Genomic DNA, 16501 nt, shown 5'->3' with positions numbered 1-16501 from the left:
TAAGGGGCGTTTATCTAATTGAGACGACAGGTTATTGATGGAACATTGCTGAAATTGATTCTTCATTACTAATACGTCGAATTGCTTCAGCAAGCATGCCTGATAAAGTAAGTTGACGCACATTATTTAATCCTTTAACTTCAGCAGTTAATGGAATAGTGTCACAAACTACAATTTCATCAATAGCAGAATCTTTAATATTACTTACAGCTTTTCCTGAGAAAATTGGATGAGTTGCATAAGCGAAGACACGTTTTGCACCGCGAGCTTTTAATGCATCAGCCGCTTTACAAAGTGTTCCCGCAGTATCGATCATATCATCAACTAAAATACAATCTCTATCAGCAACATCACCGATAATATTCATCACTTCTGCTTCATTAGCACGTTGACGACGTTTATCGATTATCGCCATGTCTGTATCATTTAAAAGTTTAGCTATCGCGCGCGCACGAACAACACCACCAATATCCGGAGATACCACAATTGGGCGTTCAAAATCACGTTGTAACATGTCTTCTAAAATTACAGGACTACCAAATACATTATCAACTGGTACATCGAAAAAGCCTTGAATCTGTTCAGCATGAAGATCAACAGTTAAAACCCTATCAACGCCAACCGTTGATAAAAAGTCTGCAACAACTTTAGCCGTGATAGGAACCCGCGCTGAACGCACACGGCGATCTTGCCTTGCATAACCAAAATAAGGAATAACAGCAGTAATACGACCAGCAGATGCTCGGCGCATTGCATCAATCATAACTAATAATTCCATTAAATTGTCATTAGTAGGCGCACAAGTTGATTGAATAATAAAAACATCTTCACCACGGACATTTTCATTAATTTGGACATTGACTTCACCATCACTAAAACGGCTAACAATAATATCACCAAGAGAAGTATAAAGACGATTAGCTATACGTTTTGCTAGTTCGGGTGTGGCGTTACCAGCAAAAAGCTTCATATCAGGCACGAGAAATCCTCAAGCATGTAATCATGATTACATAAAACGTAATCGGTTAAATCGGAGCAATAATTATATAATCATTTACAGATCATCCTCAACCACATTATAAAAAATTATCACAAATATTTTATATCTATCACAATAATATATAGAAAAATAAGTTAATAAGATGTTTTTTGAAGTGGATAAAAAATCGGTTAAACTACTGTACAACAAAGATAGACAACTATCTTAATAAACTATTTAACTTTAACAGCAGATACGCAATGAGTGAACAATTAAAAACGAATAACCAAAAGACAGAGTCTAAACGAACAATACGCAGTTTTGTATTGAGACAAGGCCGCCTAACTAAAGGGCAACAACAGGCTTTGACTCATTTATGGCCTATATATGGCATTGAATATAATGCAAATTCGCCAATTACTTTTGAACATAATAAATCAGTAGTTTTAGAAATCGGTTTTGGTATGGGCGCTTCATTAATTGAAATGGCCAAATCCGCTCCAGACAAGAATTTTATAGGTATTGAAGTCCATCGACCTGGTGTTGGCGCTTGTTTAATGGCAATCGACGAAAATCAATTAACCAATTTACACCTCATGTGTCATGATGCTGTTGAAGTGTTAGAAAACATGATACCTAATGAATCATTAAATAAAGTACAAATTTTTTTCCCGGATCCTTGGCATAAAGCACGGCATAATAAACGCCGAATTATTCAGCCTGAGTTTGTTAAATTAATTTATAAAAAATTAAAAGCTAATGGTATTTTACATTTAGCGACTGACTGGCAACACTATGCAGAGCATATGCTAGAAGTTTTGAGTCAAGCTGATGGATTTACAAATTTATCCACCACTAATGATTATATTCCAAAACCTGATGACAGACCTATTACCAAATTTGAAAAACGGGGGCAAAATCTGGGGCATGGTGTTTGGGATTTACAATTTATAAAAAAATAGAAATATCAAGGAGCCATTATGCAAAATGAAACAATTGATTTAATTTGTCATCGTCGTTCAATTCGGTCTTACCTATCAATGGCATTAACTATAGAGCAGATAGAATCACTTGTACAAGCGGCACAATCGGCTCCAAGTTCCAATTTCCTACAATGCGCGACAATAATTAGAATTACTGATAGCGAGAATCGCTCAAAACTAGCAGATTATTCAGGAGATCAAAATTATATAAATCAAGCTCCTGAATTTTGGGTGTTCTGTGCCGATTTTAATCGGCATTTTCAAATTGATCCAACTATTCCTCTTGAAAAAGCAGAACAGCTGTTAGTGGGTTGCATTGATACGGCGCTTATGGCACAAAATACCGTTATTGCGGCGGAGTCATTAGGTTTAGGCACGGTTTATATTGGCGGATTACGCAACAATATTGAGAAAGTAACACAATTACTTGCCTTACCTAAATATGTTCTTCCGCTTTTTGGGCTTTGTATTGGTTATCCTGACCAAAATCCAGATATAAAACCAAGATTACCAAAAGAATTAGTTTTTTTTGAAAATCACTATCAACCAATCAATCATCAGTTATTAGCGCAATATGATACTCAAATGCGTGAATACTATCGTCATCGACAAACAAATCAAAAAACGAGTGGTTGGAGTGATAAAATTGCAGAAACAATTATCAAAGGGCAACGAGATTTCATTTTAAATTATTTGCATAAACAAGGATGGGTAACTAAATGAACAACAATCAATACCAATTAGACAAAGTCGTTATATTAAGCCGTCACGGTATTCGTACGCCGTTAGAAAATACGATAGCATTTTTAGAAAAATCCAGCCCTTTTAAATGGCCAAGTTGGGATCATGCCTATGGTTATTTAACAACAAGAGGAGGGGTTTTAGAAACGTTCTTTGGACATTATCTATCACAATGGCTCGAACAAAGAAATATTAGACTCTTACCCGAGAACCCTGATATATATGTTTATGCAAATAGCCTTCAAAGAACAGTCGCCACCGCCCAGTTCTTAGTTAGTGGTGCTTACGCTGGTTATGATATTCCAATACATCACAAATATACCATTGAAAAAATGGATCCTATTTTTGATCCAAGTGTTCAAGACGACTCATCGGAAATTAAACAAAAGGTATTAAAAGAAATTGATGAAGCTGACAAAGCAAGTGCTATTTTCAAAAATTTAGCACCAGCTTATAAAATAGTATCAGATATATTAGACTATCGACACTCACAATTATATTGCGAACTTAAATGTGACTTTGCTAATATCCCGTATGAACTTCATTTTGTAAAAAACGAAGAGCCTGAATTAAGAGGTCCACTAGCAATCGGTATTTGTGCCGTTGATGCTTTTTTATTACAGTATTATTCTGCATTTCCAAAAGAACAAATCGCTTGGGGAAGGATAACTAGCCAAGAACAATGGCAACAAATAATACAAATTCGTAACCACTATATTGATTTAGTATTCCATACTAAAACGATTGCTCGGCATAATAGTAAATTATTAATCAATAAGATAGATAATTTATTACACAACAAACCTCACAAAGTCAATCTACTGGTTGGTCATGACAGTACCATTGCCTCATTACTTGGTGCTTTGGATTTTGCTCAGTATCAGCTTCCTAACCAATTTGAAAATACTCCAATTGGCGGAATGGTTATCTTTCAACGTTACCGCCATACATCATCAGGTGAGTACTTCTTTAAAGCTGAATACATCTATCAAAGTTTTGAACAGTTATATACTGGTGAAGCGATTGATATGAATAATCCACCACAGCATTATCAACTTGAGTTGTTAGATGCAATGCAAAACAGTGATGGTTTTTACTCATGGCAAGATTTTGAAAAACGCCTAAAAGCATTTCAATAACTATTAATGTTAATTAGATTGTCTATATGATTATAAATTTAAAATCAATAGACAATCTAGAGGTAACTAATGCCCTCGGTATAATTTCACCATACCCGTTTATTTAATCTAATCGCTGACAAATGTAATCGATACCATAAAATTAATAATCCATCTTTTAAATCCTCAACCATTAGACAAATTCATTAATTAACAATCTATTTTAATAGATTATTAAATACTATTTTTGTTAGGTGTGTATTGAGTTTTAATATTTTCGATTCAATCGTTGTTTAACTTATCCAAAATAAATTCACAAAAAATGTAATCGATTTCATAAAATGTTAACTAGATCACTTTTTTGGGATTTTTTTAATGCTATTATCCTCAGCAATTTATAGCTTTTTGTTTATTTAGAATGTAAACGATTTCTAAATGATTTGGTAATCATTAAAAGCTTAGCAAAGGAAGTTCACTATGAATCAGAAAATTAAGTCTGCAATGCATAATAAAAATTATTGGGTATTTAGCCTCTACTTTTTTCTTTATTTCTTTATTATGGGGGCTTATTTCCCATTTTTCCCTGTATGGTTAAAAATGATTGGCTTGGATCAAGCAGATACTGGATATGTTTTTTCTTTTATCTCTTTATTTGCATTATTCTTCCAACCTTTATTTGGACTAATATCCGATAAATTAGGTTTAAGAAAACACCTTCTTTGGATTATCACTTTTCTTTTAGTGTTATTTGGACCATTTTTTATTTTTGTATTAGGTCCTTTGCTTAAATTAAATATTACGCTGGGTGCTACTGCTGGTGGCTTATATCTTGGTATGGTATTTAGTGGCGGTGCACCGGCAATTGAAGCATTGGTTGAAAAAATCAGTAGACGAAGTGGTTTTGAATTCGGCCGTTGCCGTATGTTTGGTTGTTTTGGCTGGGCAATTTGTGCTTCTTTTGTTGGGATCATGATTTCAAAAAATGTTAATGCCGTTTATTGGTTATGTTCGGGATTTGCTTTAATTTTGTTACTTTTAGTTAAAATAGCTGATCCTGCCAAAACACCAACCACAGATGTTGTTGAACAAATGGGTTTAAATAAACCTGAATCTTTCAATTTAAAGTTGGCAGTTGATTTACTGAAAATGCCCAAGATTTGGTTTTTTATGCTTTACATTATTGGGGTTGCGTGTACTTATGAAGTATTTGACCAACAATTTGCTAATTTCTTTACTTCATTCTTCTCCAGTGAACAAGTAGGTCGTGAAGCATTTGGTTATGTCACCACATTAGGTGAATTTTTAAATGCTACTGTGATGTTTTTTGCTCCGGTTATCGTGATGAAAATTGGTAGTAAAAATACCTTATTGGTCGCTGGGGCGATCATGTCAATTCGTATAACAGGTTCTGCTTTCGCAAGTACAGCTGTCGAAGTGGTTATTTTAAAAACACTGCATATGTTTGAAGCTCCACTATTGCTTGTTGGTGCATTTAAATACATTACCAAACATTTTCCGATTCGTTTTTCTGCAACGGTATATTTAATTGCGTTCTGTTTCGCAAAACAACTATCTATTATGTTTATGTCCACCTTTGCAGGGCAAATGTATGTTAAAATTGGGTTTGAGGGAGCTTATTTGGTGCTTGGCTTAATCGCATTTAGCTTTACACTAATCTCTTCTTTCACGCTATCAGGTCGCGGACCCTGGGATCTATTTAAACATAAAAAAATTGAAGAATCTGAAAATTAATTTAAATTCTCTTAACATAAAATTAGATTAAGGTATTAAGATGAAAATATTAGTAACAGGTGGTTGTGGATATATAGGTAGTCATACTTGTGTTCAATTAATTCTTGCCGGATATACACCAATTATCATTGATAATTTATTTAATAGTAAAGCCTCGGTATTAGAAAGAATAAAAACCATCACTGGGCAATCCGTCGATTTTTATCATGGTGATGTTTGTGATGCAAAAATACTAGCAAGAATTTTTAAAGAGCATGATATCAAAGCCGTTATCCACTTTGCTGGCTTAAAAGCTGTTGGTGAATCAGTCTATAAACCTCTTGAATATTATGAAAATAACGTCTATGGCAGTATTGTTTTAATGAAAGCAATGCGTGATGCAGGCGTTAAACAGTTGGTATTTAGTTCATCTGCGACGGTATACGGTGAATTAGCACCTGTTCCGTACGTCGAAACCTTACCACAGGGTTTACCCTCTAGCCCGTACGGTAAAAGTAAACTCATGGTTGAACAATGTATAATGGATTTAGCTGTTGCTGAGCCTGATTGGTCCTTAACTTTATTACGATATTTTAATCCTGTCGGTGCTCATCCTAGTGGTTTGATGGGAGAAGATCCGCTTGGCGTACCTAATAATCTTATGCCATTTATTACTCAAGTTGCCGTAGGTAAGCGAGAGTCATTATCAGTGTTTGGTAATGATTATCCAACTGTTGATGGGACCTGCGTGCGTGACTTTATTCATGTTGTTGATTTAGCAGATGGTCATATTGCAGCACTTAAAGCTGACCAAAATAAAGCTGGAGTTCATATCTACAATTTAGGTTCTGGTGTAGGCTTCAGTGTTTTGCAAGTGATTAAGGCCTTTGAAAAGGCATCCGGTAAACCCCTTAATTGGCATTTCGCACCAAGGCGTGCTGGCGACTTACCTGCGTTTTGGGCTGACGCAAAGAAAGCTGAACAACAGTTAGGCTGGAAAACCAAATTAACCCTTGATGATATGGTGAAAGATTCGTGGAATTGGCAATCTAAGAATCCTCAAGGTTATCCAGATTAAGGTAGTATGTACATTACAATAGCAGCAAATTCATAATTAGAGAGGCAAAAATGGATATTTTTAACCCAGTTAACCATCCTCATCGCCGATATAACCCATTGACCGATCAATGGGTATTAGTTTCGCCTCATCGAGCAAAACGTCCTTGGCAAGGTCAACAAGAGACCTTAAATGAAGAACAAAAACCCCATTATGACCCTAATTGTTATTTATGTCCGAACAATAAACGAGTCACCGGTGATATAAATCCTAACTATACGGGAACATATGTCTTCACAAATGATTTTGCTGCATTAATGGAAGATACACCTAACTCACCCAATAGTAACGATCCACTATTTCAAATTCAAAGTGCTAAAGGCACAAGTCGAGTTATCTGCTTTTCACCTGATCACAGTAAAACCCTGCCAGAACTAGAACTAACAGCAATCGAAAATGTAATAAAAACGTGGATCACTCAACAAAAAGAGTTAGGAGAACACTATCCTTGGGTACAAATATTTGAAAATAAAGGTTCAGCTATGGGCTGTTCAAACCCGCATCCACATGGGCAAGTTTGGGCAAATAGTTTTGTCCCTAATGAAATTGTGCGAGAAGATCGCAATATGCGCAACTATTTTCAAAAATATGGAAGAAATTTATTAGTTGATTATGTAGAAAAAGAGTTAACTAACCAAGAACGCACCGTGGTTGAAACAGAACATTGGCTAGTTGTTGTGCCTTTTTGGGCTGTATGGCCATTTGAAACACTGCTATTACCTAAAAAACATATCGCTAGATTAACAACGCTAAGCCAACCTGAGCAAAAGGATTTAGCCATTGCATTAAAAAAATTAACCTGTCGCTATGATAATTTGTTTAATTGCGCTTTTCCTTATTCTATGGGATGGCATGGCGCACCGTTTGTGGATGGTAATACTAATTATTGGCAAGTACATGCCCATTTTTACCCGCCACTATTGCGTTCAGCTACTGTCAAAAAATTTATGGTTGGTTATGAAATGTTAGCTGAAGTACAACGGGACTTAACGCCAGAACAAGCAGCCGAAAGGCTGCGCAACGTTAGTGATGTGCATTATAAAGATGAAAAGGACAAATAAATGAGAGCATTAATCAATAAAACCACTCAAGCATTTGAAGATAGATTTGGTTATAAACCTGATACGGTTGTCCAAGCACCAGGACGAGTAAACTTGATTGGTGAACATACTGATTATAATGATGGTTTTGTCTTACCTTGCGCTATCAATTATCAAACGGTTATTAGTTGTCACAAACGTTCTGACAACTTAATACGAGTAATTGCTGTTGATTACAATAATGATCTCGATCAGTTTTCACTTGATTCAGAAATTGACAAACATCCGAATTATCAATGGGCTAATTATGTCCGTGGGGTTATTAAACATATCATTAAATATACCAAAAATATTAGCGGGGTTGATTTCGCTATTAGTGGTAATGTACCTCAAGGTGCAGGATTAAGTTCATCCGCTTCACTTGAAGTTGCAATTGGCAAAATGTTACAGGTTCTTTATGATTTACCATTGGATGGAAAAAAAATAGCCTTAATCGGTCAAGAAGCTGAAAATCAATTTGTTGGCTGTAACTGCGGCATAATGGATCAATTAATATCCTCACTTGGTCAAGCACAACATGCTTTGTTAATTGATTGCCGATCACTTGAGGTGTTACCAGTTTCAATTCCTAAAGATCTAGCGGTTGTAATTATTAACTCCAATATCAAACGTGGATTAGTTGATAGTGAATATAATACTCGTCGCAAGCAATGTGAAGCTGCCGCAAAAGCACTTGGTGTCAAAGCCCTTCGTGATGCTTCAATAGTTGATTTATTGCAAATCCAATCCTCGCTCGATCCTGTCGTTTATAAACGTGCTCATCATGTCATAACAGAAAATGAACGTACCCTCAAAGCGGCTCACGCGCTTGCCAATGAAGATTATCCATTACTCTCTAAATTAATGGCTAAGAGTCACAATTCTATGCGTGATGATTTTGAAATCACCGTACCTGCAATTGACTATCTAGTTGAAATTGTTCAAGCCGTTATTGGCAATCAAGGCGGGGCTCGAATGACTGGTGGTGGTTTTGGTGGCTGTGTTGTTGCCTTAGTACCTAAGGATAAAGTTGATGAGGTCAAAGGTGCTGTGAGCCAAAACTATTATAAAAAATTTGGAATCAAGGAAGATTTTTATATCTGCCAGCCAAGTGAAGGAGCACATAAACTATGTCTGTAAAACACATTATTACACTGACAAATAGACAAGGCATGCAAATTAAATTGTCTGATTGGGGTGCTACTTGGCTTTCTTGTGTCGTACCAATTGCCGAAGAAAAGCGCGAGTTACTACTTGGTTGCCAAACATTTGAACAATACCAACAGCAAGACGCCTATTTAGGTGCAACCATTGGCCGATATGCCAATCGCATTGCAAATGCTGAAATAGATATAGCGGGTAAACACTATCAGCTTACGGCCAATCAAGGTGTTAATCAGTTACATGGTGGAAAATTAGGCTTTGATAAGCAATTATGGAAGATTGAATCACAATCAGAACAACAAGTCATATTTAGCTTAATTTCACCTGATGGTGACCAAGGCTATCCTGGCGAACTTAAGGTTGCAGCTAGTTATACTTTAACAGACGATAATCAAGTGATCATTGAATACCATGCGAATACCACTAAATGCACGCCGGTTAACTTAACTAACCATGCCTATTTTAATTTAGATGGTGAAACCAACAATGTCCTTGGACACAGTTTAAAAGTGAATGCTAACTATTATCTACCTGTTGATGCAAATGGTATTCCGAGTAATGATTTACTTAATGTGACTGAAGATGATATGGATTTAAGACAGTTGCGATTATTATCTGATAATTTATTCGGAAGTTCAGCTCGAAAAATCACTGGTGGCTATGACCATGCTTATTTATTGGACAGCTCAAAACCAGTTGCAGCTCAACTTGTCTCATCAGATAAAAAAGTAACCATGAACTTAACAACATCTTACCCTGCCTTACAAGTTTATACCGGTAATTTTTTAACTCACACACCAAACCGCCATAATGGTGTATATGCTAATTTTGCAGGAGTGGCATTAGAAGCGCAGTTTCTACCTGATAGCCCACATCACCCAACCTGGCCACAATCAAGCTGTTTTTTAGAGCCAGGGCAAACTTATCTTCAGCAAATTTGTTATCAGTTTTGTATAAACTGATAAATTCTCCCTCTATTTTTTTATTATTGATGAAGAATAAATAACTTCATCAATAATAAAACAGATCAACAAATCTAGGTTTTCCTCAAATAGATCTAAATAATAAAAAAAGTTGAGGAACGGGGTTTTTGAGTATAAAAAAACGAAGATTTTACAGACTTAAGCTAACAATCTAAGTCAAAATTAGGTATGATATTCTCCTATTCGCTGATGGATAATAATATAGATGAAAAATAAAACTCTTACGGCTATTTTTCCAGGAACATTTGATCCGATTACCAATGGTCACATTGATTTGATTACTCGAGCTTCCCAACTGTTTCCTCGTTTAATTGTCGCTATAGCAGAAAATCCCAACAAAAAAACACTATTTGCTTTAGAAGAGCGAGTAAACCTAGCCTCGACATCAGTTGAACACTTATTGAATGTTGAAGTAATTGGCTTTGATAATCTTATGGCGGACTTTGCTCAAAAACATGCTGCAACCGTCATTGTTAGAGGGGTTAGAACCACTCATGACTTTGAATATGAAAGACAACTTGCTGAAATGAATCGAGCATTAAAACCAGATTTGGATACCATTTTTTTAATGCCTTCAATAGCGATGGGATTTATTTCCTCAACTATTGTTAAAGATGTCGTTTACCATGGTGGTGATATATCCAATTTAGTACCGTTGCATGTTAAAACAGAGCTACTTAAACGGTTAACATAATGTCGATTTATTAATATGGTTAATTTTTATACTCCTGCGAAAAAAAAGCTAGTCTCCCAAAAACTGACGGTTACAGTCACAAAATTAGATGCCTTTGGTCAAGGAGTGGCAAATCATAACGGTAAAACGATCTTTGTAAAATCAGCCTTGCCTGATGAAACTGTCGATATTCAACTGACTGAAGATAAAAAAAATTATGCTAAAGCAAAAGTAATAAAATACCACAATTACAGTCATCAGCGCGTCAAACCACAATGTCAATATTATACGAAATGTGGTGGCTGTGAATTACAGCATATTTCATCAACTTTACAACAACAAGCCAAATATGAAGCGTTAATCAAACTATTACAAAAAGAAGCTGGTGTGTTATTGGAAGATAATTTACCTAATATCATTGCAGATCAACCTTATCATTATCGTAGACGTGCAAGATTATCAATTAATTTAGTCAAAGGTGAGTTATTTGTCGGTTTTAGGCAATCAGAATCAAACCAAATTGTAAATATCGAAAATTGTCCAATATTGGTTAAACAATTAAATGATTTATTAATTCCATTACAATCTTGTTTAAGACAAATTAAACAGAAAAAAACACTGGGGCATATTGAATTAATTGCGGTTGATAGTGGAATTATCTTAGTTTTAAGGCACACATTGCCACTATCTGAGCTAGATAGCCAATTACTTATACAATTTGCCGAAGTTCATAACATTTCTCTCTATTTTCATGGTGATAAGCTCGTTCACGTATTTGGTACAAAAGAGCATTACTACCTAGTTAATCAATTAAAATTAACCTTTAGTCCACTCGATTTTATTCAGGTTAATAGTCGAATTAATCAAAAGATGATCGATAAAGCACTTGAGTGGTTAGATGTATCATCAAATGACAAAATACTTGATCTATTTTGTGGTATGGGTAATTTTTCATTACCTATGGCAACAATTTGCCAGTCAGTAACCGGTATTGAGGGCGTTGAGGCATTAGTTGAAAAAGCGAAATTCAATACCAAATTGAATAAAGATAAAGTTAAAGCTAAGACACAATTTTTCACCTGTAATTTAGAAGATAAGCAACAATCTTCGCTATGGAATCAAATAATATATGACAAAATATTATTAGATCCTGCGAGAGCCGGCGCTTATAATGCTAGCGCAGAAATTGTTAAGATTTCACCATCAAAATTAGTTTATATTTCGTGTAATCCTGCTACATTAGCAAGGGACTGCAAGCTATTTATTGAGGAAGGATACAACATTGCAAAGATTGCTATTTTGGATATGTTTCCACAAACTAAGCACATTGAATCAATGTTGATGTTAACAAGATCAGGATAATAATTATGGTATCAATTAGAGGCGCCCATCAACAAAATGACGAGCATTATACTCTAACACAATTCGATGTTGAGCAATGGGCAAAACAGGAACTACTATTAACCAACCTTGACTCCTATCAAAAGTTCAAAGATATCTGGGATTTTTGTTTTGAACATAGTGCTGGTGAGCCAGAACAAGCCTATTGCTTCCAAAATGCCATTGAAATGGTTGAGATTTTATCGACCTTAAACATGGATATTAATAGTTTATGTACTGCCCTTTTATTGCCTTTTTTTGATACTAAGATTATTTGTCGAGAAGATCTTCCTGAAAATTTCGACCGGGAAATCGTTCACATTCTTTCCAGTGTTGTTAAAATGAAGGAAATCAGACAACTGCGAGCTATTCGTAATGGACATGCCACAACAGAACAGATTGATAGTATTCGCCGTATGTTACTTGCTATGGTGAATGATTTCCGTAGTGTGGTAATAAAATTAGCAGAGCGTATTACTTATTTACGTAACCTAATGCAGGCACCAAAAGAAGATCAAGTGCTTGCTGCTAAAGAGTGTTTTAATATCTATGCACCTCTAGCAAATCGATTGGGAATCGGGCAATTAAAATGGGAACTTGAAGATTTTTGCTTCCGCTACTTACATCCAGATCAATATCGCTTTATTGCTCATAAGTTACATGAAAAACGCCTAGATCGTGAATCATACATTAATCAATTTGTTAAGCATTTACAGAATATGATGAATCAAGATCATATTCGGGCAGAAGTTTACGGTCGGCCAAAACATATCTATAGCATATGGCGAAAAATGGAGCGTAAACATCTACAATTTGAGGAATTATATGATATTCGGGCAGTACGAATTATTTGCGATCGAATTGAAGATTGCTATAACGCTTTAGGTATTGTGCATAGTCATTATAAACATATAGCTAAAGAATTTGATGACTACGTGGCAAACCCAAAACCAAATGGTTATCAATCGATCCATACGGTTGTTTATGGCCCTCAAGATAAAACTATTGAAATTCAAATTCGTACTGAGCAAATGCACAATGATGCTGAATTAGGTGTAGCTGCACACTGGAAGTATAAAGAAGGCAGTACCGATAAGATGACAGCTTACGATCAACGAATTTCTTGGCTACGTAAATTATTAACTTGGCAACAAGAAATGTCAGAAAGTGGCGAAATTCAAGAAACTGTTCGTAGCCAAATTTTTGATGACCGCGTTTATGTATTTACCCCTAAAGGTGACGTAGTAGATTTACCAGCTGGCTCAACGCCTTTAGATTTTGCTTATCATATTCACAGTGATGTTGGACACCGCTGTATTGGTGCCAAAGTCGGCGGCCGTATAGTACCGTTTACCTATATATTGAAAACAGGTGATCAAGTCGAAATTATCACACAAAAACAACCTAATCCAAGTCGTGACTGGTTAAATCCAAATACAGGATTTGTTAATAGCAGCCGAGCTCGAGCAAAAATACAAGCTTGGTTCAAAAAGCAAGATAGAGATAAAAATATCGCAGCCGGACAACAAATTCTAGAAAACGAATTAGAACCATTAAATATTAGCTTAAAAAGTGTCGAAAAGATTCTTATTAGTAAATACAATGCCCACTCTTTTAACGAAGTACTTGCTGGTATAGGTAGTGGCGATGTTCGAATTAACCAGCTGGTTAACTTTATTAATGCTCAATTCAACAAACCAACGGCAGAAGAAGAAGACGAAGCAGCTCTCAAACAAATTACCCAAAAATCATCATCTCAAGCAAAAAATACGGGAAAATCGACAGCCATAAAAGGTGGTGAAATCATTATTGAAGGTGTTGATAATTTACTTTACACCATTGCTAATTGTTGTCGCCCTATTCCTGGCGATCCGATTGTTGGTTTTGTAACACAAGGAAGAGGCATTTCAATTCATAGAGCCGACTGTGAACAATTGCAAGAGTTAAAAAATCATGCACCAGAACGTATCACAAGTGCGGTATGGAGTGGCAATCATAATTCTAGTTATACAATGGTCGTTCGAATCATAGCAAACGATAGAAGTGGTTTATTAAGAGACATCACCACAATATTAGCCAATGAAAAAGTAAATGTTTTAGGTGTATCAAGTCGAATTGAAATGAAGCAGCAAATAGCAACTATAGATATGGATATGCAAATTTTTGATCAAAATTCACTTGAACGAGTATTGAATAAAATTAAACAACTACCAGATGTGATTGAAGCAAAACGTTTACAAGGATAATTATTAATTAAGTTGCCACAAATTTTAGGTGGCAACTTATACATTGATTAATTAATTCCTTTCCAATATCTCGAATTGATAATCATAACGATTATTTTCATCAGCTTTATGTTCTTCTAAATAGATTTGTCGCCATGATGTCTGTGAATAATTAGGGAAATAAGTATCACCTTCTAATTGGGCATCAATATGCGTTAAATAAAGGCGATTAACTAAAGGTAATACCTGATTATAAATATTACCTCCACCTATAATAAAGGCCTCTTCAACCTGCTGTTTATTAACAAGTGATATTGCTTCATCAATCGATTGTACCCAAGTGACATTAGGATTAATCGAGGCTTTGTTATTAGCTTGACGACTGATCACAATATTGTGGCGATTAGGCAATGGTCTACCAATAGATTCAAATGTTTTTCGCCCCATAATAACAGGTTTATTTAATGTATTTTTTTTAAACCAAGCTAAATCTGCTGGCATGTGCCACGGCATTTGATTATTTAGTCCAATAACTCGATTATTTGCCATAGCAACAATTATACTTAATATCATTCTTGTTCCTTTACACATATCCTAGAGATTTGATACGTTCAATCACATTGTCAGGAAATACCGTTTTTTGCCAAAGTCTTTGGCTTAAAGATAGTAATGTCTCTTTTTGACCAGACACAATCCAATTAGCTAATTCAGTTGCAACATCTGGATAAACAATAGGCTTAGGTGAAGGTAAACTAAGCCAATATTTGAGTTTCATACTATTAAGATTTTCCATCACGGTTGCCATATCTAAAGATTGCAAACATTGAGCATTGTAAACTTGTTCAAATTGACCAGCTACTGGCTTAGTGAGAATTTTCTTACCTAAAGATAATGCTTCGGAAATTAATGCAAACCCAGTATTAGAAATAATACCAGAGCAACTGAGCAAAGCTTGTGTGAAATTATCTCGACTTAAAGGTTGTAACAATAAATTCTTACGCTCCGTTCTCTGTTTTACATCAGGATGGAAGCAGCAAAATTGATATTGTGGAAATTGATTGACCAATTCAGCAATTTCATTCAAATCTTCAAAAGGTAAATAAACTACAATTCTATCCTCTTCAGTTGCTATAGTTTCAAATGAATCAATCATTGGCGGAATTAATTTGTGACCAAAATGAAACCAATGCAAACCAATTGGTTTAGTAACTGGTGCATAATACTTCATAATCACGTTGGCTATCATGCCATAGTCTTTAGGTTTAAGGTAATGGCAAGTAGATTGGTTGCTAATACCTAAACAATCTCTATTTTGATGATGTGCAGCCCATGCACTTACTGGTTCAAAATCACTAATAATGCAATCATATTTGGATAAATCGAGATCTCGAACATCTTTAATTAATCTAAAAGCACGAATTCTTTGAATGGTTTTACGAAAATTGATTTTTCCATTAAGTGTTGCAAAAGACAGACCACTATAAGTCCGATAATTGCCAAAAGCCTGCATATCAAAATAATCTTTAGGATCACGGCCACTTAAAATGTAATCAACATCAGCTCCAGCCTTTTTTAAAGCTTTAGCTAAAGTTCTACAACGACTAATATGGCCATTTCCTGTTCCTTGAACTCCGTAAAGAATTTTCATATCGTTTTTATTCGGAATATTATTTTTATGCAAATATAATACCAGAACCTTTTATATTTGGCTTATTTATTTTATGATTACCTCATAACGAATAAATGATTTTCAAATATTGATTATTAAAGATCAAAACGCGTCTAACTCTACTGCATGAAAATTGAATCAGTATACTAAGAGTTAAAATTGTATATATTTAGTGCTTTTTTTAGTAGAATGGTAACAAGAAGATTAATTATGTGATGAAAAATGTCGCTAATGATTAACAAAAAACAGTTTTATATTTTAATTATACTAGCAATCTTTTTGTTTTTTTCTTCAATTTGGCATTTTCCTTTAATTATATTCGAGCGCTGTTCGAATCATCATTCATCAAATGCGATGTTATTAACCGCGAACACAAATCTTGATTATCCAACTAAAGATTCGCCGACTTCTAAATCAACAAAACCCTTTATTAGTAAATCTGTTAAATCAGTTAATCATTGCAGTGCCTGCGGTATGATAATAGATAATTATATCATTAATGTTGATTACCCGATTCACCCAAAACAATATCTGCCAAGCATATTTATTCCTGAATATAAAGAGTTTATTCCTGAATTAAAACCACCAAAATTTATCTAATTTACGCTGTTAAATATTAGTAATAAGTATCGAAAATCAATAATACAGTCTCTACACTT

15 protein-coding genes are annotated in these 16501 nt (G+C 35.0%); 12 read left to right on the top strand and 3 right to left on the bottom strand.

What is annotated here, in order from left to right; translation table 11 throughout:
- Positions 1–31: 31 nt before the first annotated feature.
- A complete protein-coding gene (locus tag AC5LXI_RS04660; protein WP_493443732.1) occupies positions 32–979 on the bottom strand; it encodes a ribose-phosphate pyrophosphokinase in 948 nt (315 codons plus the stop codon).
- Positions 980–1239: 260 nt separating this feature from the next.
- Between AC5LXI_RS04660 and trmB the strand changes: the two genes are divergently transcribed.
- The 11 genes from trmB (at position 1240) to relA (ending at position 14194) form a co-directional block, all read left to right on the top strand.
- Entirely contained in the window at positions 1240–1941 is a 702-nt protein-coding gene (gene trmB / locus AC5LXI_RS04655) for a tRNA (guanosine(46)-N7)-methyltransferase TrmB (RefSeq protein WP_493443731.1), read from the top strand.
- An 18-nt stretch (positions 1942–1959) separates the two neighbouring features.
- Positions 1960–2685, top strand: a complete 726-nt coding sequence (gene nfsA / locus AC5LXI_RS04650; RefSeq protein WP_493443730.1) for an oxygen-insensitive NADPH nitroreductase — start codon at positions 1960–1962, stop codon at positions 2683–2685.
- The gene (locus tag AC5LXI_RS04645) at positions 2682–3842 is read left to right on the top strand and encodes a histidine-type phosphatase (protein ID WP_493443729.1); all 1161 of its coding nucleotides are present in this window, start codon (positions 2682–2684) and stop codon (positions 3840–3842) included. Before nfsA ends, AC5LXI_RS04645 begins: the two co-directional genes overlap by 4 nt.
- Before the next feature lie 456 nt (positions 3843–4298).
- Positions 4299–5573, top strand: a complete 1275-nt coding sequence (locus AC5LXI_RS04640; RefSeq protein ID WP_493443728.1) for an MFS transporter — start codon at positions 4299–4301, stop codon at positions 5571–5573.
- Between the two features lie 40 nt (positions 5574–5613).
- Positions 5614–6630: a UDP-glucose 4-epimerase GalE gene (gene galE, locus AC5LXI_RS04635; RefSeq protein ID WP_493443727.1), complete on the top strand. Its 1017-nt coding sequence runs from the start codon at positions 5614–5616 to the stop codon at positions 6628–6630.
- A 50-nt stretch (positions 6631–6680) separates the two neighbouring features.
- Positions 6681–7730, top strand: coding sequence for a galactose-1-phosphate uridylyltransferase (gene galT / locus AC5LXI_RS04630; protein ID WP_493443726.1), 1050 nt, complete (start codon positions 6681–6683; stop codon positions 7728–7730).
- Complete coding sequence (gene galK / locus AC5LXI_RS04625; RefSeq protein WP_493443725.1) at positions 7731–8888, top strand: galactokinase; 1158 nt, start codon at positions 7731–7733, stop codon at positions 8886–8888. It begins immediately after the preceding gene.
- Positions 8879–9874, top strand: coding sequence for a galactose-1-epimerase (gene galM / locus AC5LXI_RS04620; protein WP_493443724.1), 996 nt, complete (start codon positions 8879–8881; stop codon positions 9872–9874). Before galK ends, galM begins: the two co-directional genes overlap by 10 nt.
- Before the next feature lie 226 nt (positions 9875–10100).
- Positions 10101–10589, top strand: coding sequence for a pantetheine-phosphate adenylyltransferase (coaD, locus tag AC5LXI_RS04615; RefSeq protein WP_493443723.1), 489 nt, complete (start codon positions 10101–10103; stop codon positions 10587–10589).
- A 15-nt stretch (positions 10590–10604) separates the two neighbouring features.
- Complete coding sequence (rlmD, locus tag AC5LXI_RS04610; RefSeq protein WP_493443722.1) at positions 10605–11930, top strand: 23S rRNA (uracil(1939)-C(5))-methyltransferase RlmD; 1326 nt, start codon at positions 10605–10607, stop codon at positions 11928–11930.
- A 5-nt stretch (positions 11931–11935) separates the two neighbouring features.
- A complete protein-coding gene (gene relA, locus AC5LXI_RS04605) occupies positions 11936–14194 on the top strand; it encodes a GTP diphosphokinase (protein ID WP_493443721.1) in 2259 nt (752 codons plus the stop codon).
- Positions 14195–14245: 51 nt separating this feature from the next.
- Here relA and folA read toward each other — a convergent pair whose 3' ends face one another.
- Both folA and AC5LXI_RS04595 read right to left on the bottom strand, forming a co-directional pair.
- The gene (gene folA / locus AC5LXI_RS04600) at positions 14246–14746 is read right to left on the bottom strand and encodes a type 3 dihydrofolate reductase (RefSeq protein WP_493443720.1); all 501 of its coding nucleotides are present in this window, start codon (positions 14744–14746) and stop codon (positions 14246–14248) included.
- Positions 14747–14756: 10 nt separating this feature from the next.
- The gene (locus AC5LXI_RS04595; protein WP_493443719.1) at positions 14757–15821 is read right to left on the bottom strand and encodes an MJ1255/VC2487 family glycosyltransferase; all 1065 of its coding nucleotides are present in this window, start codon (positions 15819–15821) and stop codon (positions 14757–14759) included.
- Between the two features lie 243 nt (positions 15822–16064).
- Here AC5LXI_RS04595 and AC5LXI_RS04590 point away from each other — a divergent pair, with 243 nt between their 5' ends.
- Positions 16065–16442: a hypothetical protein gene (locus AC5LXI_RS04590; RefSeq protein ID WP_493443718.1), complete on the top strand. Its 378-nt coding sequence runs from the start codon at positions 16065–16067 to the stop codon at positions 16440–16442.
- The last annotated feature ends 59 nt before the right edge of the window (positions 16443–16501 follow it).

It is taken from the genome of Gilliamella sp. LMG 34361, from assembly GCF_984569075.1.
This window is presented reverse-complemented; position numbering and strand designations above follow the sequence as displayed.